Source organism: Streptomyces sp. NPDC020742 (assembly GCF_040641675.1).
Taxonomy (GTDB): Bacteria; Actinomycetota; Actinomycetes; order Streptomycetales; family Streptomycetaceae; genus Streptomyces.
This window is the reverse complement of record NZ_JBFAEA010000007.1, coordinates 49,965-74,971: the sequence shown is the minus strand read 5'-3', so window position 1 is coordinate 74,971 and position 25,007 is coordinate 49,965. Positions and strand designations below refer to the sequence as shown.

General features: G+C 75.2%; 21 protein-coding genes, 1 pseudogene and 1 riboswitch. Of the genes and pseudogenes, 11 read left to right on the top strand and 11 right to left on the bottom strand.

Going from position 1 to position 25,007, the window contains the following annotated elements; genetic code table 11:
- The 7 genes and pseudogenes from AB0G84_RS15220 to AB0G84_RS15190 all read right to left on the bottom strand — a co-directional run bounded on the left by AB0G84_RS15220 (position 1) and on the right by AB0G84_RS15190 (position 8,310).
- Positions 1-885 (bottom strand): sirohydrochlorin chelatase, encoded by an 885-nt coding sequence (locus tag AB0G84_RS15220; RefSeq protein WP_361320169.1) that lies wholly within the window; start codon positions 883-885, stop codon positions 1-3.
- A gap of 188 nt (positions 886-1,073) precedes the next feature.
- Positions 1,074-1,481 (bottom strand): annotated as a pseudogene (locus tag AB0G84_RS15215) (cobalamin biosynthesis protein); the annotation flags it as partial.
- Between the two features lie 58 nt (positions 1,482-1,539).
- A complete protein-coding gene (locus tag AB0G84_RS15210) occupies positions 1,540-2,931 on the bottom strand; it encodes a cobyrinate a,c-diamide synthase (protein WP_361320168.1) in 1,392 nt (463 codons plus the stop codon).
- Between the two features lie 16 nt (positions 2,932-2,947).
- On the bottom strand, positions 2,948-3,547 hold the full coding sequence (gene cobO / locus AB0G84_RS15205) for a cob(I)yrinic acid a,c-diamide adenosyltransferase (protein WP_361320166.1): 600 nt from the start codon (positions 3,545-3,547) through the stop codon (positions 2,948-2,950).
- Positions 3,547-5,694 (bottom strand): putative cobaltochelatase, encoded by a 2,148-nt coding sequence (locus tag AB0G84_RS15200; RefSeq protein WP_361320164.1) that lies wholly within the window; start codon positions 5,692-5,694, stop codon positions 3,547-3,549. Before AB0G84_RS15200 ends, cobO begins: the two co-directional genes overlap by 1 nt.
- 55 nt (positions 5,695-5,749) lie before the next feature.
- Positions 5,750-7,288, bottom strand: a complete 1,539-nt coding sequence (locus AB0G84_RS15195; protein ID WP_361320162.1) for a cobyric acid synthase — start codon at positions 7,286-7,288, stop codon at positions 5,750-5,752.
- Positions 7,285-8,310 (bottom strand): cobalamin biosynthesis protein, encoded by a 1,026-nt coding sequence (locus AB0G84_RS15190; RefSeq protein ID WP_361320160.1) that lies wholly within the window; start codon positions 8,308-8,310, stop codon positions 7,285-7,287. The genes AB0G84_RS15195 and AB0G84_RS15190 overlap by 4 nt, the downstream gene beginning before the upstream one ends.
- Before the next feature lie 126 nt (positions 8,311-8,436).
- Positions 8,437-8,569: riboswitch (cobalamin riboswitch) on the bottom strand.
- A gap of 203 nt (positions 8,570-8,772) precedes the next feature.
- On the opposite strand from AB0G84_RS15190, the gene AB0G84_RS15185 reads away from it, so the two are divergent.
- From AB0G84_RS15185 to AB0G84_RS15175, 3 genes are read left to right on the top strand one after another with little or no spacing between them, the layout of a single operon-like run.
- The gene (locus tag AB0G84_RS15185) at positions 8,773-9,210 is read left to right on the top strand and encodes a hypothetical protein (protein ID WP_361320158.1); all 438 of its coding nucleotides are present in this window, start codon (positions 8,773-8,775) and stop codon (positions 9,208-9,210) included.
- Between the two features lie 5 nt (positions 9,211-9,215).
- Positions 9,216-11,867, top strand: coding sequence for a caspase family protein (locus AB0G84_RS15180; protein ID WP_361320156.1), 2,652 nt, complete (start codon positions 9,216-9,218; stop codon positions 11,865-11,867).
- Positions 11,864-13,279, top strand: a complete 1,416-nt coding sequence (locus AB0G84_RS15175; RefSeq protein ID WP_361320154.1) for an extracellular solute-binding protein — start codon at positions 11,864-11,866, stop codon at positions 13,277-13,279. Before AB0G84_RS15180 ends, AB0G84_RS15175 begins: the two co-directional genes overlap by 4 nt.
- Before the next feature lie 73 nt (positions 13,280-13,352).
- Here the strand turns inward: AB0G84_RS15175 and AB0G84_RS15170 are convergent, their stop codons facing one another.
- Both AB0G84_RS15170 and AB0G84_RS15165 read right to left on the bottom strand, forming a co-directional pair.
- Entirely contained in the window at positions 13,353-13,589 is a 237-nt protein-coding gene (locus AB0G84_RS15170; RefSeq protein WP_361320152.1) for a hypothetical protein, read from the bottom strand.
- 25 nt (positions 13,590-13,614) lie between these two features.
- Positions 13,615-14,889: an inorganic phosphate transporter gene (locus tag AB0G84_RS15165; RefSeq protein WP_361320149.1), complete on the bottom strand. Its 1,275-nt coding sequence runs from the start codon at positions 14,887-14,889 to the stop codon at positions 13,615-13,617.
- A gap of 477 nt (positions 14,890-15,366) precedes the next feature.
- On the opposite strand from AB0G84_RS15165, the gene AB0G84_RS15160 reads away from it, so the two are divergent.
- The 3 genes from AB0G84_RS15160 (at position 15,367) to AB0G84_RS15150 (ending at position 18,881) form a co-directional block, all read left to right on the top strand.
- Positions 15,367-16,023, top strand: coding sequence for a class II aldolase/adducin family protein (locus tag AB0G84_RS15160; RefSeq protein ID WP_361320146.1), 657 nt, complete (start codon positions 15,367-15,369; stop codon positions 16,021-16,023).
- Positions 16,024-16,126: 103 nt separating this feature from the next.
- Entirely contained in the window at positions 16,127-17,254 is a 1,128-nt protein-coding gene (locus AB0G84_RS15155) for a hypothetical protein (protein ID WP_361320143.1), read from the top strand.
- A gap of 157 nt (positions 17,255-17,411) precedes the next feature.
- Positions 17,412-18,881, top strand: coding sequence for a hypothetical protein (locus AB0G84_RS15150; RefSeq protein ID WP_361320140.1), 1,470 nt, complete (start codon positions 17,412-17,414; stop codon positions 18,879-18,881).
- A 45-nt stretch (positions 18,882-18,926) separates the two neighbouring features.
- Here the strand turns inward: AB0G84_RS15150 and AB0G84_RS15145 are convergent, their stop codons facing one another.
- Complete coding sequence (locus AB0G84_RS15145; protein ID WP_361320137.1) at positions 18,927-19,343, bottom strand: VOC family protein; 417 nt, start codon at positions 19,341-19,343, stop codon at positions 18,927-18,929.
- Positions 19,344-20,132: 789 nt separating this feature from the next.
- Here AB0G84_RS15145 and AB0G84_RS15140 point away from each other — a divergent pair.
- From AB0G84_RS15140 to AB0G84_RS15130, 3 genes are all read left to right on the top strand, one after another.
- Complete coding sequence (locus tag AB0G84_RS15140; protein ID WP_361320134.1) at positions 20,133-21,731, top strand: ABC-F family ATP-binding cassette domain-containing protein; 1,599 nt, start codon at positions 20,133-20,135, stop codon at positions 21,729-21,731.
- Between the two features lie 425 nt (positions 21,732-22,156).
- Positions 22,157-22,378: a helix-turn-helix domain-containing protein gene (locus tag AB0G84_RS15135; protein WP_006606369.1), complete on the top strand. Its 222-nt coding sequence runs from the start codon at positions 22,157-22,159 to the stop codon at positions 22,376-22,378.
- 113 nt (positions 22,379-22,491) lie between these two features.
- Complete coding sequence (locus AB0G84_RS15130; protein WP_361320131.1) at positions 22,492-23,271, top strand: enoyl-CoA hydratase/isomerase family protein; 780 nt, start codon at positions 22,492-22,494, stop codon at positions 23,269-23,271.
- Positions 23,272-23,318: 47 nt separating this feature from the next.
- Here the strand turns inward: AB0G84_RS15130 and AB0G84_RS15125 are convergent, their stop codons facing one another.
- A complete protein-coding gene (locus AB0G84_RS15125; protein WP_361320128.1) occupies positions 23,319-24,041 on the bottom strand; it encodes a hypothetical protein in 723 nt (240 codons plus the stop codon).
- A 267-nt stretch (positions 24,042-24,308) separates the two neighbouring features.
- On the opposite strand from AB0G84_RS15125, the gene AB0G84_RS15120 reads away from it, so the two are divergent.
- Together AB0G84_RS15120 and AB0G84_RS15115 are read left to right on the top strand one after the other, a co-directional pair.
- The gene (locus AB0G84_RS15120; protein ID WP_361320125.1) at positions 24,309-24,770 is read left to right on the top strand and encodes an Asp23/Gls24 family envelope stress response protein; all 462 of its coding nucleotides are present in this window, start codon (positions 24,309-24,311) and stop codon (positions 24,768-24,770) included.
- Between the two features lie 35 nt (positions 24,771-24,805).
- Complete coding sequence (locus tag AB0G84_RS15115; RefSeq protein WP_361320122.1) at positions 24,806-25,003, top strand: hypothetical protein; 198 nt, start codon at positions 24,806-24,808, stop codon at positions 25,001-25,003.
- Positions 25,004-25,007: the final 4 nt, after the last annotated feature.

Here is a 25,007-nt window from a genome sequence, read left to right as displayed (position 1 = left end):
TCACCGGTCCCCGGCCCCGGCCGCCACCCGGGCGTCGTGGGGACCGCCGCGGTGCGCGTCCCGGGCGTCCCCCGCCGCCGCCCGGGACGGTCCCGCCAGGGCCTGCTGGTAGCGCGCCATGACGACCTCGGCGACCTCGGGCTCGGAGCCGATCGCCGGCGCCCCGTACACCTCGATGCCGGGGTGCGCCGCGGCCCAGCCCTCGGCCTGCATGCACAGCCGCTCGAACAGCCCGTCGGGGAAGAGGAAGTACGGCGCCACCACGATCCGGCCCGGCCGACCGTCACCCGGGGCCGCGGCGGCCAGCGCCCGGCAGCGGTCCAGGCCGGCCGGCACATCGGGCGCCGCCTGCGCCACGAACGCGATCTCCACGTTGGCGAAGCCGCGCCCCTCCCACAGCAGCCGCGCGGCCCGCGCCACCTCGGCGTTGGCGTGCGGATCGGTCGACCCGCGCCCCACCAGCAGCACCGACGTACGGGACCGGTACTCGGGGGTGCGGGCGCCGTCGCCCAGCGCCTGGTCCAGCCGCCGCTCCAGCGCGTCCAGCAGCCGGGGGTGCGGGCCCAGCGCGGCGCCGCAGGTGTGGCCGAGCCCCGGGTGGCGCTGCACCGCCCGCTCCAGCGCCACCGGCAGCGGCTCGGCCACCGGCCCGGCCGGCGCCAGTAGCAGCGGTATCGCCACAAGGTGGCCGGCGCCGCGCGCGGCCAGCTCGTCGACGGCGTCCGCCAGCGGCAGCGAGGTGCCCGGCGTCCCGAAGAAACCGCCGGCCACCGGCACGTCAGGGTGGCGCGCGGCGAGCATGCGCACCAGCGCGCGCAGGGCCTCGGCCGCGCCGTCGTCGCGAGCGCCGTGACCGGCGATGAGCAGTGAGGGAGGGGTGGTCACGAGGTCTCCTTGGTGCCGGTGGGTTCGCTGTCGGCCGCCGCGCCACCGACAACCGCCGTGCTCCCCCGGTCTCGGCCAGCGGGCGGGCCGGGAGAGGTCACGACGATAGCGGCAGCGGGCGCCGGGGCGGCGGGTGCTCCCTTCCTACCAGCGGTAAGGGCACCGCCGTCCGTTACTGCCGCACCGGCCAACGCACAGGTCGCACCGGCCGGTCGGCCCGGTGGCGCCGACTTCCGCTTGCCGGCGATCAGTTCGGCCCCCGGCCCCGCGGCCAGCAGCGCGGCCGCCTCGGCGACGCTCGGCGTCCCGACGGCGGCGGCCGCGGCCGACGAGGGATCCGGCACCCGTACGGCCGCCAGCGCCGACGCCGGGAACGCCCGCAGCGGCACCCCCAACTGCCGCGCCGCCGCGACCAGCCCCGGCTCGGCCGCCTTGGCGGTCACCGTCGCCAGCGCCACGACCGGCCGGTCCGCACACCCGGACGCCGCCAGCGCGGCCCCGATCAGCTCCACGACCTCGGACGCCGGCACGCCCCGGCGGGCCCCCACGCCGACGACCAGCGGCGGGCCCGGCGCGCCGGCGGCCCGGCCGGTCATGGCGCGCCGGTTCCCCACCCGAAGGCCGGCGGGCCGTGCGGGTCTTGGCAGGCGGCGGTCATCGGGTGCCCGCCGGCGCGCCCCGGGCCGCGCTCGCCACCAGCCGCCCGGCCAGCGATGGTTCGGCGGCCCAGTGCACATGCAGGTACGACGCGTGCACCCCGCCGGTCACAAAGCCCTCCACCCGCCGCTCCGGGTGCGTCAGGCCCCAGGCCGGGTCCGGGCCGGCGCCCGGGTCCAGGGCCGTGCGGTGGAACTCGTGGCCCCGCACCCGGGTTCCGGCGGCGGCCAGCGCGTTGTCCCCCAGCGCCACCGCCTCCCGGTAGCCGAGGGTGAGCCGCTCGGTCATCCGGGCCTCGGCGGGCAACACCCCGCACATCGGCTTCCCGTCCAGCGAGCGGGAGAGGTACAGCAGCCCGGCGCACTCGGCGGACACCGGTGCCCCGGACGCGGCCAGGGCGGCCACCGCGGCGCGCAGCGGCTCGTTCGCCGACAGGTCCGGCGCGTACATCTCGGGGAAGCCGCCGCCGATCACCAACCCACGGGTGCCGGGCGGCAGTTGTTCGTCGTGCAGCGGGTCGAAAGGGACCACCTCGGCGCCCGCCGCGGCCAGCAGCTCGGTGTGTTCGGCGTACGAGAAGGTGAAGGCGGCGCCGCCGGCGACCGCGATCAGCGGCCGCCCGGTCCCCGGCGCTGCGGCCTCCGGGCGCACCTCGGCCGTCGGGTCCCAGGGCGCGTCCGGCAGCTCCGGCACGGTGCGCGCCAGCGCCAGCAGCGCGTCGAGGTCACAGCCCTCGCGCACCCGGGCGGCCAGCTCCCGCACCGACGCAACCGCCTCGGCCCGTCGTTCGGCGACCGGCACCAGGCCCAGGTGGCGGGACGGCGTCCCGGCCCGGCCGTCCCGCCGCAGCGCCCCCAGCACCGGCACGCCGGAGGACTCCATCGCCTCCCGCAGCAGCTGCTCGTGGCGGTCCGAGCCGACCTTGTTGAGGATCACCCCGGCCAGCCGCACCTCCGGGTCCCAGGACGCGAAGCCGTGCACCAGCGCGGCCACCGACCGGGACTGCGAGGAGGCGTCCACCACCAGCACCACCGGCGCCCGCAGCAGCTTGGCCACCTGCGCCGTGGACGACAGCTCGCCCATGCCCGAGGCGCCGTCGAACAGTCCCATCACGCCCTCGACGACGGCGAGATCGGCGCCCGCGGCGCCGTGCAGGAACAGCGGCCCGATCCGGCCGGGACCGCACAGGTACGCGTCCAGGTTGCGGCCGGGCCGCCCGGTGGCCAGCGAGTGGTACCCCGGGTCGATGTAGTCCGGCCCCACCTTGTGCGGCGAGACGGTGAGCCCCGCCTCGGCGAACGCCGCCATCAGGCCGGTGGCCACCGTGGTCTTGCCCGCGCCGGACGACGGCGCGGCGATCACCAGCCGCGGTATCGAGCCGCCGCTCATGCCCTGCTCACCCGGTTCACCATTCGATGCCCCGCTGGCCCTTCTGGCCGGTGTCCATCGGGTGCTTGACCTTCGTCATGTCCGTCACCAGATCGGCGAAGTCCAGCAGCGGCTGGGGGGCGCCCCGCCCGGTGATGACCACGTGCTGCGTACCGGGGCGGTCCCGCAGCACCGAGACGACCTCCTCGGCGTCGACCCAGCCCCACTTCAGCGGGTAGGCGAACTCGTCCAGCACGTACAGCCGGTAGGTCTCGGCGGCCAGGTCCCGCTTGACCTGCTCCCAGCCCTCCCGGGCCGCCTCCTCGTTGCTGAACTGGGAGTCGCGCTGCACCCAGGACCAGCCCTCGCCCATCTTGTGCCAGGCGACCGTGCCGCCCTCGCCGGAGTCGCCGAGCACCTTCAGCGCCCGCTCCTCGCCGACCTTCCACTTGGCCGACTTCACGAACTGGAACACCCCGACCGGCCAGCCCTGGTTCCAGGCGCGCAGCGCCAGCCCGAAGGCCGCGGTCGACTTGCCCTTGCCCTGACCGGTGTGGACGAAGACCAGCGGGCGGTTGCGGCGCTGGCGGGTGGTGAGCCCGTCGTTCGGTACGACGGACGGCTGTCCCTGCGGCATTACGCGGCCTTCCTGTTGGCGTGAGCGGTCCTGGTGCCCTGAACGGTCCGTACGAGCGCGGAGACGCTGTCCGCGCGCAGCTCGTCGAGGGTGACGGCGGTGCCCTGCAGCGCTCGTGCCAGCTCGCCGGCCAGCCCGAGCCGTACCGGCCCGGCCTCGCAGTCCACTACCACCGAGGCGGTGCCCTCGGCGGCCAGCAGTCGGGCCGCCCGGGAGGCCCGGGCCAGCGGTTCGGGGCCACCGGTGGCCCGCCCGTCGGTGACCACGACCACCAGGGCGCGGCGGGCCGGATCGCGCATCCGCTCCACCCGCAGCACCTCGTGGGCGCGCAGCAGCCCCTCGGAGAGCGGGGTGCGGCCGCCGGTCGGCAGCTGTTCCAGCCGGGCGGCGCCGGCCTCGACCGAGGAGGTCGGGGGCAGCGCCAGCTCCGCGCCGGACCCCCGGAAGGTGATCATGCCGATCTTGTCGCGCCGCTGGTAGGCGTCGAGCAGCAGCGAGAGGACCGCGCCCTTGACCGCGCCCATCCGCTTGCGCGCCGCCATCGAGCCGGAGGCGTCCACCACGAACAGCACGAGGTTGCCCTCCCGGCCCTCGCGCACCGCCTCGCGCAGATCGTCCCGGCGTACCACCAGGCCGGCGCCGCGCCGCCCCCGCGCCCGCTGGTGCGGGGCGGCGGCCTGCACGGTGGCCGCGAGGTGCAGCTTGCCCAACGCGCCGTGCGGGCGGCGGGCCCCGGTCGTCCGGCCGTGCGCGGTACGGGCCCGGGAGCGGCGGCCGTCGGCGCCCTCGCCCAGGCCCGGCACGTCGAGGCGGCGGGTGCGGAACGGCTCGGCCGCGCCGACCGCCGGCTTCTCCCCGGCCACACCCTGCCCGGCCGGGGCGTCCGGACCGTCCTCGGACGCCGGCGGAGCCGGTGACTCCGGGGCCGCCGGCGGTTCCTGGGAAGGGCCGCGGGGGTCCTCCCGCTCCTGCTGGTGCGGCAGTTCGGTGCCCGGCGGCAGCGGCGCCTCCTCGGGCCCGCCGTCCTGCGGCGGGTGCCCGCCGCCCGGACCACCCCCGTCGGGGCCGCCGTCCGGGCCGTCCGGCTCCGGATCGTCCTCGCCGTCCGTGTCCTCGTCCGCGCCGAACTCCTCCAGCGTGCGGTCGAGTTTGTCCTCGTCGAGGCCGGGCGCGTCGAAGGGGTTGCGGCGCCGGCGGTGCGGCAGCGCCAGCAGCGCGGCCTGCCGGACGTCCTCCTCCCGGACGTCGCTCCGGCCCGCCCAGGCGGCCAGGGCGGTCGCGGTGCGCGCCATCACGATGTCCGCGCGCATCCCGTCCACCTCGAACGCGGCGCAGGTCGCGGCGATCTGCCGGAGCGCCGCATCGCCCAGCCGGACCTCCGGCAACAGCGCGCGCGCCGCGGCGATCCGCCCGCGCAGCGCCTGCTCCTCGTCCGCCCAGCGGGCCGCGAAGCCGGCCGGGTCGGCGTCGTAGGCCAGCCGCCGGCGGACCACCTCGACCCGCTGGTCGGGCTCCCGGGAGGCGGCGACCTCGACGGTCAGCCCGAACCGGTCCAGCAGCTGCGGCCGCAGCTCGCCCTCCTCCGGGTTCATGGTGCCGACCAGGAGGAAGCGGGAGGCGTGCCGCACCGAGACGCCCTCCCGCTCCACGTACGAGGCGCCCATGGCGGCGGCGTCCAGCAGCAGGTCCACCAGGTGGTCGTGGAGGAGGTTGACCTCGTCGACGTAGAGGATGCCGCGGTGGGCGTCCGCCAGCAGGCCCGGCTCGAAGGCCTTCACGCCCTCCGACAGCGCCCGTTCGATGTCCAGCGCGCCGACCAGCCGGTCCTCCGAGGCACCCACCGGCAGCTCGACCATCCGTGTCGGGCGCTGCTCGGCCGGACCGGACCCGTGCGGGCCGTCGGGGCAGCCGGGGTCGGGCGCGTCGGGCGCGCAGGCGAAGCGGCAGCCGCCGAGGACGTCGACGGCCGGCATCAGCGCCGACAGCGCCCGTACCGCGGTGGACTTGGCGGTGCCCTTCTCACCGCGCACCAGCACTCCGCCGACCGCGGGGCTCACCGCGTTCAGCAGCAGCGCCAGCCGCAGGTCGTCCATCCCGACGACCGCGGTGAAGGGGTACTGCGGGGTCGTGCTCTGCACCGTTGTCATGCTGTGTCGTCCTCCACGTCGCGGTCGGCTCCCCGGTCCGTTGCGTGCGTACCCGTCATGGCGCCCCCGGAGGCACGAACGGCAGCCCCTCCGGCACCCCTTCCTCGATCAGCCGCAGCAGGGCGCCGGTGTCCGCGTGCTCCTCGATCAGGTCGCCGAGCCGGTCCAGCTGCTCCTCGCGCAGCGCCCCGAAGCGGGTGTCCGGGGCCGGTACGAACGCCCGGCCCGCGTCGGCGGCCACCCGCCGCAGGAACGCCCGGCGGAAGCCGTCGCTCTCCAGCGAGCCGTGCCAGTGCGTGCCCCAGACCGCGCCGCGCCGGCAGCCGTCCAGGAACTCCTCGTCGCCGCCGGCCACTTCGGCCACGCCGTGGTGGATCTCGTAGCCCTCCACCGGCTCGCCCAGCGCCTCGCCCACCGGCCGGGCCAGGGTCTTCTCGACGGCGAACCGCACCCGCACCGGCAGCAACCCGAGCGCCTCGACCGCCCCCGCCTTCGACTCGACCTCGTCGTCGATGTGCTCGCCGAGCATCTGGAAGCCGCCGCAGATACCCAGCACCGGGCGGCCCTCGGCGGCCCGGCGGGCGAGCGCGTCCGCCAGCCCGCGTTCGCGCAGCCACGCAAGGGCGCGCACGGTGCCGCGGGTGCCGGGCAGCACCACTAGATCGGCGTCGGCCAACTCCTCGGGGCGGTCCACGAACCGCACCACCACGCCCGGCTCGGCGGCCAGCGCGTCCACATCGGTGAAGTTCGACATCAGCGGCACCGCGCAGACCGCCACCCGCAGCACGTCCGCGCCGTGCGGCGGGGCCACCACGCTCTCGCGGACCGTGCCGCGCAGTGACACGCGGAGTCCGTCCTCCTCGTCGATGCCGAGCCCGTGCGCGTACGGCAACACGCCCAGCGTCGCCCGGCCGGTGAGCGAGCGCAGCATGTCCAACCCCGGCTCCAGCAGCGTCACATCGCCCCGGAACTTGTTGACGAGGTACCCGGCGACCAGCGCCTGGTCCTCCTTCGACAGCAGCGCGGTGGTGCCGAAGAAGGAGGCGAACACCCCACCCCGGTCGATGTCGCCGACCACCACGGCCGGGATCCGGGCGGCGCGGGCCAGGCCCATGTTCACGATGTCGGTACGGCGCAGATTGATCTCGGCGGGGCTGCCGGCGCCCTCACAGATCACCGCGTCATGCGTCCGCCGCAGCTCGGTCAGGCAGTCGGTGACGGTGCCCAGCAGCCGCTCCTGCCGCCCCGCGTGGTAGCCGCGGGCGCTCAGTTCGCCCACCGGCTTCCCCAGCAGCACCACCTGGCTGCTGCGGTCGCCGCCGGGCTTGAGCAGTACGGGGTTCATCAGCGCGGTCGGCTCCACCCGGGCCGCCGCGGCCTGCATCGCCTGCGCCCGGCCGATCTCCGCACCCTCGCGGGTGACAAAGGAGTTCAGCGACATGTTCTGCGCCTTGAACGGCGCCACCCGGACGCCCTGCCGGGCCAGCCAGCGGCAGATGCCCGCCGTCACCACGCTCTTACCGGCGTCGGACGTCGTACCGGCCACCAGCAGGCCGCCGCCGAGCCCGCCGGCTCTCCTCAACCGTCCGCTCACCGGGCCGTCTTCCTCAAGCTCAGGGTCATGCTCAGGGTCCTCCCCGTCCTGCGGCCGCGGTGCCCGCCGGGTGCGGTCGCGCCGCGCAGCGCGCCCGCCGCCAGCCGTCCGGCCACCGTCACCGCCAGGGCCAGCGCGCCGACCCGGCGGGAGAGCCGGACCGCCCGTTCGATGTCGTCCGCCGTGGCCGGGCGCCCCCCGCCGTTGAGCACCGGCCGGTGCTCGATGCGTCCGCCGTACGCCAGGGTGCCACCCAGCCGTACGCCGAGCGCGCCCGCGAACGACGCTTCCACCGGGCCCGCGTTGGGGCTCGGGTGGGATCCGCCGTCCGCCTTCCAGGCCCGCAGCGCACCGCGCCGGTCGGGCCCGGCCAGGACGGCCAGGGCGGCGGTCAGTCGCGAGCCGGGCCAGCCGGCGAGGTCGTCGAGGCGGGCCGAGGCCCAGCCGAAGCGGCGGTAGCGCGGCGAGGTGTGACCCACCATCGCGTCCAGGGTGTTCACCGCCCGGAACGCCACCAGGCCCGGGACGCCGCCGAGGGCGCCCCACACCAGGGCGCCGACCACCGCGTCCGAGGTGTTCTCGGCCACCGACTCCACCACCGCACGCGCCATCTGCGGCCCGTCCAGCGCCTGCGGATCACGCCCGCACAGGTGCGGCAGCCGCTCCCGGGCCACCTCCAGGTCGCCCGCGGTGAGCGCACCCCCGACGGCCCGGGCCTCCCGGCCGAGCGAGGTACCGCCCAGCACCGCCCACACCGTGGCCGCGGTCAGCGCGAGGTGAGCGCCGCGGCGGCGGTGCACCGCACGCTCCAGCAGCGCGGCCGCGGCGGCCGCACCGCCCGCGCAGAGCGCGGTGTGCACCGTCCCGTAGCCCCGGTGGTCGCGCCACAGCAGCCGTTCGACGCGGGCCGCGGCCCGGCCGAAGGCAGCCACCGGATGGCCGCGCCGGGGGTCTGCCGCGATCAGGTCGCCGAGGTAGCCGAGGGCCGCGCCGCACGCATATCCCGCGTGTTCGCCGCGCATCGGTCAGGCCGCCGTCAGGCCTCGGAGGGGCCCCGCAACGGGGGGCCGGGGGGCTCTGGAACGGCGGCCGGGCATGGTGGTGTCCTCACTCAGGGTCCGCGCCCTGGCTCGACGTGACGGCGACCAGAGTCTCCTGGCTCCCGGATCGGCGTGGCCCCCGGCCTTCCAGCCCGTACGGGTACGGGCCGTGGCCCTCGTCGGAGGGACGCTCCCCGGTGACAGTGGCGGGACCGCGCCGGATTCGCACCGGACTTCCTCTGCTGTCGCCGATTGGCCCGGGCAGTCCACCACGCCCCGCGAATGCCCGTCAACTCACCCTTGACCTGCGATGCTGCCCCGCGTCCGGCGCTGTGGCGCACGCCACAGGGTGGCTGCGGCGTCACGGACGGTTGCCTGCGCCCCTGATCCCGCGTCACTATCTGGTGCACGGTGGCGAAGGGGCCGCCGGAAGGGGGCTGGGGGATGCCGGAGCGCGCCGGGCACCAGGAGATCCGTATCCGGGTCACGGGCACGAACAATCCGCAGCAGGACATCGACGACCTCCGGGCCTGGCTGGAGCGCGAACCGTGGCTGACCCGCCAGGAGCACTCCTGGCACCAGCGGCCCCGGCCCGCGGACGCGGCCGACGGTGCCGACGGAGCGCGGCGCACCCGACCGGCCGACATGGCCGTCGGGGTGGACGATCTGGTCCTGGTGCTCGTCGGGGCCGTCGCCACCGAGGTCACCAAGGGGCTGAGCATCGCACTGCGGGAGTGGCTGCGGCGCCGCAGGGAGGAGCGCGCCGAGGGCGAGGAGCCCGCCGTCGTGGCCGGCACCGGCGGCGCGGTGCACGAGGTCGGCTCCGGGCACCCCGATCCCGGCAGCCCGGCGCAGGGGAGCGGCAGCACCGGCGAGGTCTGAGCCGGATGTCCGAATACGACGCGCGGGGGAAGATCAACCGGGCGCTGCTGATCGGTGTCCACGACTACGCGACGCTGGACGCCCTGCCCGCGGTGGAGGACAACCCCGCCGAGCTGAAGCGGGCCCTGACCGGCACCGACCTGTTCACCGCGGATGAGGTCGGCATCTGCCGGCCCACCGAGCCGTGGGAGCTCAGCCGGGCCCTGAAGACCGCCGCCGACGAGGCGCGCGGCCTGCTGTTCGTGCACTTCTCCGGTCACGGCCGGGTCGGCAGCGACGGCGGCAACCTCCAACTGATGGTCGGCGCCTCGGTGTCCGGCCGGAGCCACACCACCGTCTCCTGGCAGGACGCCGTGCTGTCCTGCCTCGACAGCGCCCGCGCCGAACGCATCGTGATCGTCCTGGAGTGCTGCTACGCGGGCAACGCCGGCGGCGCCTTCCACTCCCACAGCCGCCCCATGTCCCTGCTGATGGCCGCCCAGCCCAACCGCCGGATCTTCAGCGGGGAGGAGCCGGCCGGCGGCACCCTCTTCACCCGCGCCCTGGTGCAGATCCTCGAATGCGGCATCCCCGGGCGGCGCTTCGTCACCTTCGAGGACCTCGTACGGGAGCTGCGGGGCCGCCTCGCCGACGAGCGGACGCCGATGGGTGACGTGTGGGAGCCGCGCTCGGCGAAGCAGAACACCGTCGATGACGTCATCCTGTCCTTCGCCACCCCCGAGGTACGGCTGCCCACCCCGCCGCGGGTCCGGTTACGCCGCTGGTTCAACCAGCACCTCCGGCCGTGGCGGAGGCCCCTGCTCGCCGTGCTCACCGTCCTGGTGCTCGCCGCCTCCGGGCTGACCGCGCTGAAGCTGCTGCGGCCGCTGCCGGCCTGCCCGCCCGCCCTCGAACTACGGCTGCTGACCGCCCCGGAGTCCGAACCCACCCTGCGCCGGGCGGCGTTCGCGTACGAGATGTCCGATGCCAACACCCGGCCGCTGGAGGGCGAGGGCGATCTGCCGGACGGCTGCCGGCGCGCCCAGATCACCGTCTACTCCGCCGCCAAGGACCAGGTCGACCAGGGCTTCGCGGCGGCCGCCCGCTGGCAGGGCGAGGCCCGGGGCTCCGGCCAGGGCGGGCCGGGGGCCAAGGGCACCGACCCGCTCAACCGGCCGGGGCCCCAGCCCGACCTCTGGATCCCGGAGTCCACCGCCGACTACGATGAGGCCCGCCGCGGGATGCCGCCCACCCCCGCACCGGCGGCGCTGCACAACACCGGCCCGGTCGCCTACAGCCCACTGGTCGTCGGCATCCCGGCCCACCAGCAGCTGGACGACGCCGATCCGGTCGACGCCTCCTGGCAGGACCTGCTCACCGGCACCGACAGCGGGCACCGCGACCTCAAGCTGCTGCGCCCCAGCCCGGTGCTGTCCGGCACCGGACTGCTGCACACCATCGGCCTCTACCTCGCCGGCGACGGCTCGCCCATCGGCCCCTCGGGCGCCCCCGACCGGACCCTCGCCGAGGGTGCCGAGCGGCGGCTGTCCGCCCCGGGCAGCCAGTACGCCGACAGCACCGAGCTGCTGTGCTCGCTGCGCCCGCCCCCGGACGGGGGCCGTCCCGGCACCGGCCGGGGAGCCCGCTCCGCGCCGCTGGTCTCCGAGAAGTCGCTGGCCGACTTCAACCTCGGCCACACCGTCGGCAGTTGCCCCGCCCTGGACACCCCGCTCGCCCCCGCCGACCGCTACGCCGCGTACTACCCCAGGAACGTCCCGGCGCTCGACCACCCGCTGATCCGGGTGGACTGGCGCGGCGCCAGGGACGCCACCGAGCGGCGGGCCGCGGCCGACCGGTTCGCCGGCTGGCTGCGCGACCCGGCCGGCGGCCAGCGCATCCTCACCGCGCAGGGCTACCGCGGGGTGCCCGGGAAGGACGGCACGGTGCCCGCACCGGCGCCGGACTCGCCGCTGCGCAACAGCCGCGCCGGCGCCCACCTCGACGCCCCGGTCACCCCGTTCACCGCCGGCGCCGACCAGGTCGCCCGGGTGCTGGACGGCTACGACAAGGCGCAGCGCTCCAGCCGGCTGCTGATCCTGATGGACACCTCCACCTCGATGGCCGACGGCGGGAGGCTCCCGGTCGCGCTGGGCGCCGCCGGCCGCGCCCTGGAGATGGTCGGCGCCCACCACACCTACGGCCTGTGGACCTTCCCCGACCGTGGGCACCCCGACGATCCGTCCGCGGTGTTCCGGGCGGTCCCGCTGGGCACCGCCGACCCGGCGCGCGGCAAGGCCGTACTGGACCGGATCGCCAAGCGGGGCACGGCCGAACTCGTCGACCACGGCGCGGCGATGGAGGAGGCGCTCACCGCCGCGGTACGGGAGATGAAGACGTCGGCCGGCGGCAACCAGGCCATCGTGCTGATCCTCGACGAGGACGACGGCGGCCCACGGCGCGCGGCCGGCGTCGAGCAGGCCCTGCGGGCACTGTTGAAGGAGAAGCCCGTGGTGCCGGTGCTGTCGCTGGTGCTGGGCAGGGCGGGCTGCGACACCTTCATCCTCCAGGGGCTGGCCGACGCCTCCGGCGGACAGTGCGTGCCCGGCGGACCGCAGGCACTCGACCTGCTGGCCGGGCTGATCGCCTCGATCGGCACGGCGGGCAAGGAGGACCGGTGAGAAGCAGCCCCCGCACCGCCACACCGGCCGCGGCGCTGTCCCTGCTGCTGGCGGTGGCGGCCGGCGGCTGTACGTCCGGACCGGCACCCGGCCCCGAGAAGGGCCCGATCGTGCTGGCCACCGGCAGCGACCTCAGCAGCACCGGCGTCCGCCAGGACCTGATCCGGGCCTTCGAGCGGCGCACCGGCCGCCAGGTGCGGATCGTCAAGCTGCCGGACACCGCCGACGGGCAGCGCAGCCAGCTGCTGGCCGCGGGCCAGTCCGGCAACAGCGACTACGACGTGCTCAACCTCGATGTGGCCTGGACCGCGGAGTTCGCCGAGGCGGGCGTCATCCGGCCCTGGGGCACTGCCCTGGACGGGGACTTCCTCGACAGCGTCGGCAAGACCGTCGACTACGCAGGGAAGATCTGGGCGGTCCCCTTCAACACCGACGCCGGGCTGCTCTACTACCGCAAGGACCTCCTCGCCCGGTACGGCCACCACCGACCGCCGTCCAACTGGGGCGAGGTGAAGAACATCGCCCGCGAGGTGGCCGGCGCCTACAACCGGGCGCTGGCCGCGCGGGCCAAGGACGGCAAGGTGCCCGAGGACCGCCGGATGTACGGCATGGTCGCCCAACTGCGGCCCTACGAGGGGCTGACCGTCAACACCCTGGAGTCCGCCTGGGCCAACGGCGGTGACCCGGACGCCACCAGCTTCACCAAGGGCGAGCAGGTCGGCGCGCTCCAGCAGGGCGTCGCCGACCTCAAGGACCGGCTGGAGATCATGCCGCACGAGGCGCTGACGATGGACGAGACCGAGAGCCGGCGCTGGTTCGCCGACGGCCGGGCGCTGTTCATGCGGAACTGGCCGGTGGAGTACGCCTCGGTCGCCGAGAAGCTCACCCCCGGTGAGAAGTTCGACGTCGCCGAGCTGCCGGCCCGGCCCACAGACGGCCGGCGGATGTCGGTGCTGGGCGGGCAGAACCTGGCGATCTCGGCCGGCAGCAAGCGGCCCGAGGGGGCGCGCGCCCTGATCGAGGCGCTGACCGGCCCGGGCAGCGAACGGTGCCTGCTCCAGCGGGGGTTCGCGGCGACCCGTGACTCGGCCTACCGGACGGCCGCGAAGGCGCCGGTGTGCCCGCTGCCGCCCGAACGCGCCGAGCGGGGCAGCAGCGGACCGCCGACGCCCTGGCCGGGCCAGGAGCCGCCGTACACCCGGACGCTGTACGCGGCGCTGCGGGCGGCCGAACCGCGCCCGCGCAGCGCGCACTACCAGACCTTCAGCAAGGTCGTGCAGATCCGGGTCTCCGAGTACCTGGCGGGCAGCGGCGCTACGGCCATCGCCGACGAACTGGCCCGCGAGGCCGACGAGGCGCTCAGCGGGCGGGGCGAACAACCAACGAGGCGCCCGGTGGAGCCCGACGGCTGATGCCGTGGGGGTGCTCCACCGGGCGCCTCGCGCCGTCCGGGCCCGCTGTGCCCGCCGCCGTGCGCGGCGGGCGTCAGCCGGCGACGATCAGATAGATGCCGTAGGCCACGGCCGCCGCGCACAGCGCGAAGGCGGCCACCGCACCGGCCCGCGCGCCCGCGCCGGGAGCGCTCGCCGTCGCGGCCTCGCCCTCCCGGACCGGCTTGCGCGAGGTGCCGACGATGCCGACGGTGAACAGGCCCACGATCCCGACCGTCACCACGAGGCTGACGCCGAAGACCTGACCGAATGCTGCCCAGTCGATGCTCATGGAGTGTTCCTTAGAGAGGGAGCCGCTAGCGGATGACCGTCGCGGCCTGGGCGCGCGGGGCGGGGGCGGGGTCGTGCGCGGGAGCGGCGTCGGCCGCCGGGGCCGGCGCCTCGGTGGACTGCGGGGCCGCCTGCCCGACCGGGGGAGGGGAGACGGTGCGCAGCGCGGCGGTGACCACACCGGCGGGCTCCGCGGCCGGACCCTCGTTGACGTTGGTGTGGTCGATGGTGCTGCGGCGGGAGGCGAGCCAGATCGCGCCGCTGATGGCGAGCGCGAGGACCGCCACCGCCGTCACGCCCCAGGTGCCCTGGCCGGCCAGGAACGCCGCGCCCGCGGCCACCGCACCGGCGGCCGGCAGCGTCAGGCCCCAGGCGGCGACCATCCGGCCGGCCGTGGACCAGCGCACCACGCCGCCCTTGCGGCCCAGGCCCGAGCCCATCACGGAGCCGGAGCAGACCTGGGTGGTGGAGAGCGCGAAGCCGAGGTGGGAGGAGGCCAGGATGGTGGCCGCGGCGCCGGTCTGGGCGGCGAAGCCCTGCGGCGGCTGGATGTCGGTGATGCCCTTGCCCATCGTGCGGATGATCCGCCAGCCGCCCAGGTACGTGCCGAGCGCGATGGCCAGGCCGGCCGAGGCGATGACCCACAGCGGCGGGTCGGCGTGCGGGGCGACCACCCCGCCGGTGATCAGCGCGAGGGTGATCACGCCCATCGTCTTCTGGGCGTCGTTGGTGCCGTGGGCGAGCGAGACCAGGGCGGCCGAGGCGATCTGCCCGGCGCGGTAGCCCTTGGCGGTGTCCGCCTCGTCGCGGTTGCGGGCCAGTCGGTAGGTGAGTCGGGTCGCGGCCATCGAGGCCAGACCGGCGACGACCGGGGCGGCCACGGCCGGGATCAGAACCTTCATCACCACGGCTTCACCGTGCACGCCGTGGGTGCCGACGGAGACCAGCGTCGCGCCGATCAGACCGCCGAACAGTGCGTGGGAGGAGCTGGAGGGGAGACCCGCCAGCCAGGTCAGCAGGTTCCAGATGATGGCGCCGACCAGACCGGCGAAGATCACTTCTGGTCTGATGCCGGCGCTCTCGTCGATGATGCCGCCGGAGATGGTCTTGGCCACCTCCACGGACAGGAACGCACCGACGAGGTTGAGCCCTGCGGACATCGCCACCGCGGTCTTGGGTCGCAATGCCCCGGTGGAAATGGTGGTGGCCATCGCGTTGGCCGTGTCGTGGAAGCCGTTCGTAAAGTCGAACACCAAGGCCGTGACGATCACGATCCCGATGAGAAGCGTGATGTGTTCCATTCACCCAGGCAATCAGTTCGAAGGTCAGTGTCGCTGGGACCGTACGGAGAGCGGGTGAACGGAAAGTGAACTCGGGCCAGCGCAGTGGTGACACCCCCGCAGGGTTCACGCGGAGATGCCTCTCTGGTCACTTCCGCCTCACCCGTTGGCAAACTTCCTGTGCTGGGCGGTGCGCCGGGCGCTCCGGCCTTGGAGGGCGCCGGTGGTATGCGCCGGCCCGGGGAGCGGAGCCGGGGAGGGCGCCGGGGAAGGGCGCAGCCACGGCCGCCCCAGCGGATGCCCACTCCGACCGTAGGGGTGATCCACACCACACCGTCGGACTCCGGCCAGCTGCGCCCCTGGTGGGACCCGCTCGTGGTGAGAGGTGCCCCGCCGGGGCGGATACTGGAGGGGCAGGCCCGCGACCCTTTTTCCCCGGCCTGCTCGTACGGTGGCGCGCACTGCATCCGCACTCGCCCGCACCGCGCCGGAGGACCCATGAAGGACCATCCCGACCTGCTCGCCGACGCCTGGAGCGAACTGGTCGCCACCGCTCGTCGCACCGTCACCGACGGCCTGGTCGTCGGCACCTCGGGCAATGTCTCACGCCGCATCAAGGACCTGGTCCTGGTCACCCCCAGCGGCGTCCCCTACGACCGGCTCGGCGCCGGTGACCTCACCGCCGTCGACCTCGACGGCCGCCAGATCATCGGCTCGCTCCGGCCGACCAGCGAACTCCCGCTGCACCTGGCGGTCTACCGCAGCACCACGGCCGCCGCCGTCGTGCACACCCACGCCCCGTACGCCACCGCCGTCTCCACCCTCGTCCCCGAACTCCCGCCCGTCCACTACATGGCCGGGGCGCTCGGCGGGCCCGTACGCGTCGCCCCGTACGCCCTCTACGGCAGCGACGAGCTCGCCGCGCACCTGCTCGACGCCCTCCGCGACCGCACCGGCGCACTGCTGCAGAACCACGGCACCGTCACCTACGGCGACGGCCTCGACCAGGCGCTGGACCGCACCGCCCAGCTGGAGTGGATGTGCCGGGTCTGGCTGCTGGCCCGGTCCGTGCCGGGGCACACCCCCAGCCTGCTCTCCGCCGAGCAGTTGGCCGCGGCCGGCGAGCGGCTGCGCGGCTACGGCCAGCGGCGCTGAGCCGAGCGGCGGCCCGGCAGCGGTGGAGTGAGCGGCGGCCCGCCGCTCACTCCACCGACTGCGCCAAGTGGCCGCATCCGGCGCCGCTGCGCACACTGGTGAGGTGCGTCTGGGTACCGCGGCGGCCGTGGCCGCCGTCACCGTCATCGGTGCCGGGGCGGCCGCCGTGGCGGTCGGCCGGTACGCCGGCGACATGGCCCTGAAACCGTCGCCCGACCACCCCCTGCCGGGCGACTCCCGCCTCACCGTGCACTCGGTCACCGAGCGGCGCATCGCCCTCACCCGCAGCCTGGCGGCGCTACGGCCGGGGACCTACGGCCTCACCGGCGCCGGCTGCCACGCCGTGGTCGGCCCCGTCGTACACGGCGCACCGCACCCGGTCGACGCCGTCGTACGCCGCCTGGAGCGGATCACCCACGGCACCCTCCGCCCCGGCAGCCGGATGCGGCTCACCCCACAGGTGCACATCGGCAACCCCCGCGACGCCCTCGGCCTCGACTGCGCCGACGTCGACATCCCCGGCGAACTCGGGCCGCTCCCGGCGTGGTTCGTACCCGCCGTGCGGGACACCTGGGTCATCACCGCACACGGCCTGGGCACCACCCGCGAGCACCCCATGGTGATCATGCCGTTCCTGCACCGCCACCGGCTGCCGGTGCTGGACCTGGCCTACCGCAACGACCCCGGAGCCCCGCGCACCGTCGACGGCATCACCCACCTCGGCGACACCGAATGGCGCGACCTGGACGCGGCGATCCGCTACGCCGTCCGCTACGGCGCCCGCGACATCGTCCTCTACGGCTGGTCCACGGGCGCGACCATGGCGCTGCGCGCCGCCGCCCGCTCCGCGCTGCGCGACCGGATCAGCGGACTGATCCTGGACTCGCCCGTCCTCGACCGGCACGCCACGGTCCGCGCGCTGGCCGCCTCCCGGGGGGTCCCGCGGGCCCTGCTGCCGCTGGCCGTCCGGGCCGTCGAGGGCACCACGGGGATGCCCGTCCACCGGCCCGCGGACGCCGCCGATCCGGCCGCCCTGGGCATCCCGACCCTGCTCTTCCACGGCCCCGACGACCTCATCGCCCCTTGGACCGCGTCCCGTTCCTTCGCCGCCCGCCGTCCCGAGCTGATCACCCTCCAACCGGTTCCGCACGCGCCGCACGCAGCGATGTGGAACGCCGACCCCGCCCGCTACGAAGAGGCCCTGCGCCGCTTCCTCACCCCGCTGATGTAGCCGCCGCGGGCCCGGTCGGCGCCCTGTGGGTGACGGCCCGGAGTACGGGGGGACAACTCCCCCTATCGGGGACGGGTCGGGGCGGTGACCGGGCTCCACTGGACGGCAAGCCGGGTTCCGATTGGGCTTTCGGGCCGTCAGCGGCAAGACTGCTCCTGTGACGTCCCGTACTCCGCGCGACTCCAGGCTCCGACTCGTCCCCCGTCAACCGGTTGCGGCCGCCCGCCGGGCGGTGACCACCCGGACCAGGCGCCCGGCCCCCCGCCCGCCGGAGGGCACTCCGCCGCCCGCGGAACTGGCGCGGCAGGCCCGCGCCGTGCTGGCCGGCGCGGCCCGGCTCGCGCGCTGGGCCGACAGCCCCGGCGCCGCGGGCGGCCCGGCCGGCGCCCTGCGCGCCGGCCCCGACGGAGCGCTGCCGGCCGCCGCCGGGGAACGCGCCGCCGAAGCCCTGGGCCTGACCCCGCAGCAGGTCCGTACCGACTGGGACCTGGCCCGGCTCGCCGGCCTCGTCGAACTGCACGACGGCCTGGTCCGGCCCGGCTGGCGGCTGCGCGCCTGGGACCGCGACGACACGGCCGTGCTGCGCGGCTGGGTCGCGCTCTTCGACGCCTGGTCGCTGGCCCGTCCCGCCCCGTCCGGCGCCGGCCCCGCGATCGTCGCCGAGGTCGTCGAGGCGCTGCCGCAGCTGCTGTCCCTGCTGCACCTGTCGGCCGGTCCGGTACGGCTGCCGGTGCTGCTGGACATGCTCGACCAGCGGGTCGCCGAACTGCGGACCGAGCGCTGCGAGGTCCCCTACGGGCACGACCCGGCCCCCGGCGGCGAGGACGTCGGCGCCACCGGTGAGCCGGCCGACGACGCCGCGGGGGCGTCGCTGGCCGAGCTGCTGGGCTGGGCGCTGGACGCGCTGTTGACCGTCGGGGCGCTGACGCCGCCGGAGGGCGCGCAGACGGGCACCTTCCGCGGTGCCGGCGAGGCGTCCGAAGCACAGCTGACCCCGCTCGGCAACTGGTCAGTGTGGGTCAAGCTGGAGCAGATCTGCGTCGCCGCACAGAGCCCGGCCGGCCATATCGAGCAGTCCGCCGAGGCGATGCTGCGCGGCTGCGCCCGGCTGACCCCGGGGCCGGCCCGTACCGAGTACCGCGCCTGGCTCGCCGCCCGCTCCGTCGGCGCCGCCGTGGAGGAGCTGCTGGCCGTGGCCCGCGGTGAGGACGCGCTGCTGCGCGGGCTGGCCTTCGAGGCGCTGCGCGCGGTCGGCGCTCCGGCCGAGCCCGCCGTGCGCGCCGCCGCCGACGAGCCGGGCCTGCGCCCCTACGCCCTGCTGTGGCTGGTCGAGCACGAGGGCGGCGACCCGGAGACCGCGACGGACGTGCTCACCCGCGAGGAGTCGACCTGGCTGTGGGTGGACACCGCGGCGGCGGTCGCCGACCACGGCGAGACCCAGCTGCTGGTCCGTCACCTGGACTCGGCGGTCCAGGGCTCGGTCCCGCGCCTGCTGGCGGAGGTACGCGCCGTCGGGCACCCCCGTACCGTGCAGGTGCTGGTGGCGCTGGCCGCGGCGCACCCGGATCCGGCGCTCGCCAAGGCCGTCCGCCGCGCGGCGTTCCAGGTGCACACCGGCGGGGTGTGAGCTCCCCGGATCTACGCCCCGGGCCGGCCCGTCCCGGGCCATGGTTCAGGCCCCGGCGCCGGCCGGGGCGTAGGTCCCGAAGCTCCACACATTGCCCTCGGCGTCCCGCGCCAGGTAGTCGCGCGAGCCGTAGTCCTGGTCGGTGGGCCGCATCAGGATCTCCGCACCCGCCCGCTCGGCCCGGGCGAAGTGCGCGTCGGTGTCCTCGACCAGGACGTAGACGCCGACCGGCCCGGCGTCCTCCATCGCCTCGGCGAAGACCCCGCCGCGGCCCTTCGAACCGAGCATCACCGTGCCGTTGCCGTAGGAGAGTTCGGCATGCAGCACGGTGCCCTCCTCGGTCTCGTACTGCGCGCCGACGGTGAAGCCGAACGCCTCCGTCAGCTGCCGGATGGCGGCCTGCGCATCTGCGTAGAGCACCGTCGGATACATCGTCGGGGTGCCCGCCGTCGCGTCTGCCATGGGGTCACCGGACCTTTCGTTCAGCACGGACCAGGCCATCTGTGTCCTGGATCACAGTGTGGCACCGGGGTCTGACAACGCCCGTCGGCGCCGGGACGCCCCGCCCGGCCGGGCGGGACACGGGGCGCGGACGGACCCTCAGAAGGACGGGCCCTCAGATGCCGTGCGCCGCCCGCGGTCCCCGCCACCGCCGTGCCGTACGCCGCCCGCTTTCCCGCCGTCGCCGTGCCGCCCGCGCACCGCGCTCCGGCCACCGCGGTGCACCGCCGTGTCGGCCGAATGGGGGACGCCGCACGGCGGCCCCCGCCGTGTCGCCGCGGCCCGCCCCCGGTGGCCGGGGCACCCCGCTACGCTCGTCGCCCGACCGCGGCGTGCCCGCGCAGTCCCGCAGGTGCCCGACGGCCCTCCCCGCGCTTCCCGCTGAGCCTCCCGACGACCGTCCGACGAAGGGACCCGGTGACCGCACCCCCCGCCCCGTCCGCCCCGCCCGCCCGGCGCCCCGCGCGCCTCGGCCCCGTTGTGCTCCCCCTCGCCGCCGCCCTCCTCGCCCTGCCGGTGGCCACCGCGGCGCGCGGCGCCGGCCCCGTCCCGGACGACGGCCGGCGCACCGTCGCACCCGGCGCTCCGGCCGGTGGCGCGGGTCACCCCGCCGCCCGCGGCGGAGCGGAAAAACAACTTGCATGGGCCCGTTAGACTGCCTCGTATGGCAGTTCTCCTCTGGGTTCATTAGACGGCGCAGCCCGCTCTCGGACCGTCCCATCCGCCGTCTTCCTGCCCTGGAGTATTCCCGTGATCACCGCCTCCGGCCTTGAGCTGCGTGCCGGCGCCCGCGTCCTCATCGAGTCCGCCTCCTTCCGCATCGCCAAGGGCGACCGCGTCGGCCTGGTCGGCCGCAACGGCGCCGGCAAGACCACCCTGACCAAGGTGCTGGCCGGCGAGGGCATCCCCGCCTCCGGCACGGTCACCCGCGGTGGCCAGGTCGGCTACCTGCCGCAGGACCCGCGCACCGGCGACCTGGACGTGCTGGCCCGCGACCGCATCCTCTCCGCCCGCGATCTGGACACCGTGCTGCGCAAGATGCGCGAGAACGAGGACCGGATGGCCAACGGCAAGGGCGCCACCCGCGACAAGGCGATGAAGAAGTACGAGCGCCTGGAGACCGAGTTCCTCACCAAGGGCGGGTACGCCGCCGAGGCGGAGGCGGCGACCATCGCCGCCAGCCTCGGCCTGCCCGACCGCATCCTCGGCCAGCCGCTGCACACCCTCTCCGGTGGTCAGCGCCGCCGCGTCGAGCTGGCCCGGATCCTCTTCTCGGACTCCGACACCTTGCTCCTGGACGAGCCGACCAACCACCTCGACGCCGACTCCATCGTCTGGCTGCGCGACTACCTCAAGACCTACCGCGGCGGCTTCATCGTCATCTCGCACGACGTCGACCTGGTCGAGACCGTCGTCAACAAGGTCTTCTATCTGGACGCCAACCGCTCCCAGATCGACATCTACAACATGGGCTGGAAGCTCTACCAGCAGCAGCGCGAGGCCGACGAGAAGCGTCGCAAGCGTGAGCGCGCGAACGCCGAGAAGAAGGCCGCGGCGCTCAACTCCCAGGCCGACAAGATGCGGGCCAAGGCCACCAAGACCGTCGCCGCCCAGAACATGGCCAAGCGCGCCGACAAGCTGCTCGCCGGTCTGGAGGCGGTGCGTGCCTCCGACAAGGTCGCCAAGCTGCGCTTCCCGGACCCGGCCCCGTGCGGCAAGACGCCCCTGACGGCCGAGGGCCTGTCGAAGTCCTACGGCTCCCTGGAGATCTTCACCGACGTCGACCTGGCCATCGACAAGGGCTCCCGGGTCGTCATCCTGGGCCTCAACGGCGCCGGCAAGACCACCCTGCTGCGGCTGCTCGCGGGCGTCGAGACGCCGGACACCGGCGCGGTCGTCCCCGGTCACGGCCTGAAGCTGGGCTACTACGCCCAGGAGCACGAGACCCTGGACCCCGACCGCACGGTCCTGGAGAACATGCGCTCCGCCGCGCCGGACATGGACCTGGTCGCCGTCCGCAAGGTGCTGGGCTCCTTCCTGTTCTCCGGTGACGACGTCGACAAGCCGGCCGGTGTCCTCTCCGGCGGCGAGAAGACCCGCCTCGCGCTCGCGACCCTGGTGGTCTCCTCCGCGAACGTCCTACTGCTCGACGAGCCCACCAACAACCTCGACCCGGCCAGCCGCGAGGAGATCCTCGGTGCGCTGCGCACCTTCTCCGGCGCGGTGGTCCTGGTGACGCACGACGAGGGCGCGGTGGACGCACTGCAGCCGGAGCGGATCATCCTGCTCCCGGACGGCGTGGAGGACCTGTGGGGCCAGGACTACGCAGACCTGGTCGCACTGGCCTGACCGCCTGGTCTCCTGACCGCCTGGCCGCCTGGCCGCCTGGCCGGCGGACCGGTTGCGCCGTGGTGGGACGTAGCGGGCGCCAGGGTGCCGTCACGGCGCCGGGATCATGCCGTATGGATCATTCGGCCGACGTGTGATCCATCATCTGAGTGAGAACGGCTCGTACACCGGCGAGCCTGCGCGATCCGCCCCGATTTCCGGGGCTTGAGCCTCACTTCTCCGGTCATAGGCCAGCTGACCTGCCGTTTCTTGCAGAGAGTGGCGCCGCGACAACCCTCCGGACAGATGGAATCGGTGATTCCGGCCCGCCTGGCGGGGCTTCCGCGGGCAAAGGATGTCGTACTGACCCTGTGGAATGGGTGGCCAGGAAGCCGGGGAGGGGTGATCATGAGAGTCCAGAGCGCACTTCCCATGAGGAGGCACGGGTGGCCGAGACTCTGAAGAAGGGCAGCCGGGTAACCGGCGCCGCGCGCGAGAAGCTCGCGGCAGACCTGAAGAAGAAGTACGACTCCGGAGCGAGCATCCGGGCGCTGGCCGAGGAAACCGGTCGCTCCTATGGATTCGTGCACCGGATGCTCAGCGAATCCGGTGTGGTTCTGCGCGGTCGTGGCGGAGCCACGAGGGGCAAGAAGGCCGCCTCGGCCTGACAGCCGCGACTCCGGGTAGCAGCGGAGCCCCCCGGCCGACCGCACCGTCGGCCGGGAGGTTACCGTGCAGTCACTTACGCACGCAGGTGCGGATGGCTGACTCGGAGGCGCTCATGACTCTGCTCGACAAGGACGGCGTGCGGCTCACCGTGGACGGTGCCATCGCCACGGTGACCCTCGCCAACGCGGCCAAGCGCAATGCGCAGTCGCCGGCCATGTGGCGGGCGCTGGCCGAGGCGGGCTCACTGCTGCCGGGAAACATCCGGGTCGCGGTGCTGCGCGGTGAGGGCAAGTCCTTCTCCGCGGGCCTCGACCGGCAGGCGTTCACCCCCGAAGGCTTCGACGGTGAGCCGTCGTTCATCGATCTGGCGCGCGGCACGGACGACGCACTGGACGCCACGATCGCCGAGTACCAGGAGGCGTTCACCTGGTGGCGGCGCGGCGACCTGGTGTCCATCGCCGCCGTCCAGGGGCACGCCATCGGCGCGGGCTTCCAGTTGGCGCTCGCCTGCGATCTGCGGGTGGTCGCCGACGACGTGCAGTTCGCCATGCGCGAGACCAGCCTGGGGCTGGTACCGGACCTGACCGGCACCCACCCCCTGGTCGGACTGGTCGGCTACGCCCGGGCGCTGGAGATCTGCGCCACCGGGCGCTTTGTGCACGCCGAGGAGGCCGAGCGGACCGGCCTGGCCAACCTCGTGGTGCCCGGAGCCGAACTCGACGCCGCGGTCGCCGATCTGGCCGCCGCGCTGGTCGCCCCGCCGCGCGATGCCGTCATCGAGACCAAGGTGCTGCTGGCCGGCGCCGCGGACCGTACCTACGAGGAGCAGCGCCGCGCCGAGCGGGCCGCCCAGGCGCGCCGGCTGCGCGACCTGGCGGGCGTGGGGGAGTAGCGACACCTGCGGCCCCGATCGGCGGCAGCTCCCCGGGGCCGCCCGGCTCACTCCCGATCGACGGCCGTGACCAGCACGGCCACCGTCGACGGCCGGGGCGGTGCGGCGGCCACCGCCTGCCGTACGGCGTGCGCGACATCGAGTGCGCGGTACCCGGCCGCGACCGCCAGTTGGACCAGCGCATGACCGGCGGTCAGCCGGACCGCGCGGGACTGCCCGCCCAGCACCGGCGCCGGGCGGGCCACCCCCGCCACCTCGCGCATCACTACGGCGATGCCCGCGGCGCCCTCCAGGGGCTCCGGTGCGCCGGCCGCCGGCACGGCCGCCGGAGCGGCCGGTGGCCCCGGCGGCACGGGTGCCGGCGGGGCCGCGCCCGCCTCCAACAGCCCGCTCACCCGCAGATCCACCGCCGCCACCACCAGCCCCAGCTGCTGGACCGACGCCTCCAGCAGCGCGGTGCGCACCTGGTCGGCCACGGCCGGCAGTGGCTGGTCGGGGACCGCGGCGAACTCCGCCTCGATCCGCAGCGGGCCCGGCGGCAGTGCGCTGGGCGGCGCCGGAACCACGGACTCCGGGGCGCCCTCCGGATCCGCGACGGACAGCCGCAGGGCGCCCAGCCGGACGCCCGGAGGCACCCCGGCGGACGCCCGCAGCGCCCCGGCGGCCGCCTCCTCGGTGATCCAGGACCCGTCCGCGGGCCCGCCGAGCGGCAGCACCCGGCCGATCCCTAGCTGCCGGCGCACCGACTGCGCCAACTGGTTCGCGGCCACCGCGTCACCCCTTATGTCCCGGCGTTCCGGCTCCCGGCCCTCCCGGTTTCCGGGCTGCCCGGCGCGGACCTCGCGGACCGGCCCCGGACCGCGGCCGGACGTCCCCAGACTGCCGCAGAACCGCCCGTACGGCAGGGCGGTGCGCCGAACGGCCCTGCAAGGAGCACTCCTTCGCCGCACCCGCGGAGCCGCCCCGACGCCGCGCGCCTACTGTGGTGATCCGTAGCGGGATGACCGTTTTCTCCCCGCGGAAAGGGCCGGACGGCGATGACCGAGAGCCAGCAGCAGTCAGAGGAGCCCAGGACGCCGACCAGGCGTGGCGGCGGCGACCCCGCGTCCCGCGGCCGGACCACCATCGCCGACGGAGTCGTCGAGAAGATCGCCGGACTGGCGGCCCGGGACGTCGTCGGGGTGCACGCCATGGGCAGCGGCCTGGCCCGCACGCTCGGCGCCGTACGGGAGCGGGTGCCCGGCAGCAGTCGGTCGGCGACCGCCACCCGTGGGGTGAAGGCCGAGGTCGGCGAGGTGCAGACCGCGCTGGACCTGGAGATCGTGGTGGACTACGGCGTCGCCATCGCCGATGTCGCGCGGACCGTCCGGGAGCACGTCATCTCCGCCGTCGAGCGGATGACCGGCCTGGAGGTCGTCGAGGTCAATATCGCGGTCAGCGACGTCAAGCTGCCCGACGAAGCGGACGAAGAAGAGGGAGCGGAGCCCCGGCTCCAGTGAGCGGGCCCCTACCGAACGGCAGCGAGGAGCGCACGATGAGCATGGCCGTGGTTGGCCTCTTGGCCGGTATGGCGCTGGGCTTCGCCGGGTACTTCGGCGGCTTCGGGGCCTTCGTCGTGGTGGCGGCGCTGGGCGCCATCGGGTTCGTCGCCGGTCGGTTCCTCGACGGGGACCTGGAAGCCGGCGATTTCTTCCGCACGCGCAGCGGCGACCGCGACGGCCGGCGGCGGTGAGACC

Excerpts from the sequence above, each read along its gene's own strand:
- AB0G84_RS15210 (WP_361320168.1), bottom strand. The coding sequence starts at position 2,931 with ATGAGCGGCGGCTCGATACCGCGGCTGGTGATCGCCGCGCCGTCGTCC.
- cobO (WP_361320166.1), bottom strand. The coding sequence starts at position 3,547 with ATGCCGCAGGGACAGCCGTCCGTCGTACCGAACGACGGGCTCACCACC.
- AB0G84_RS15200 (WP_361320164.1), bottom strand. The coding sequence starts at position 5,694 with ATGACAACGGTGCAGAGCACGACCCCGCAGTACCCCTTCACCGCGGTC.
- AB0G84_RS15190 (WP_361320160.1), bottom strand. The coding sequence starts at position 8,310 with ATGCGCGGCGAACACGCGGGATATGCGTGCGGCGCGGCCCTCGGCTAC.
- AB0G84_RS15185 (WP_361320158.1), top strand. The coding sequence starts at position 8,773 with ATGCCGGAGCGCGCCGGGCACCAGGAGATCCGTATCCGGGTCACGGGC.
- AB0G84_RS15180 (WP_361320156.1), top strand. The coding sequence starts at position 9,216 with ATGTCCGAATACGACGCGCGGGGGAAGATCAACCGGGCGCTGCTGATC.
- AB0G84_RS15170 (WP_361320152.1), bottom strand. The coding sequence starts at position 13,589 with ATGAGCATCGACTGGGCAGCATTCGGTCAGGTCTTCGGCGTCAGCCTC.
- AB0G84_RS15165 (WP_361320149.1), bottom strand. The coding sequence starts at position 14,889 with ATGGAACACATCACGCTTCTCATCGGGATCGTGATCGTCACGGCCTTG.
- AB0G84_RS15160 (WP_361320146.1), top strand. The coding sequence starts at position 15,367 with ATGAAGGACCATCCCGACCTGCTCGCCGACGCCTGGAGCGAACTGGTC.
- AB0G84_RS15145 (WP_361320137.1), bottom strand. The coding sequence starts at position 19,343 with ATGGCAGACGCGACGGCGGGCACCCCGACGATGTATCCGACGGTGCTC.
- AB0G84_RS15130 (WP_361320131.1), top strand. The coding sequence starts at position 22,492 with ATGACTCTGCTCGACAAGGACGGCGTGCGGCTCACCGTGGACGGTGCC.
- AB0G84_RS15120 (WP_361320125.1), top strand. The coding sequence starts at position 24,309 with ATGACCGAGAGCCAGCAGCAGTCAGAGGAGCCCAGGACGCCGACCAGG.
- AB0G84_RS15115 (WP_361320122.1), top strand. The coding sequence starts at position 24,806 with ATGAGCATGGCCGTGGTTGGCCTCTTGGCCGGTATGGCGCTGGGCTTC.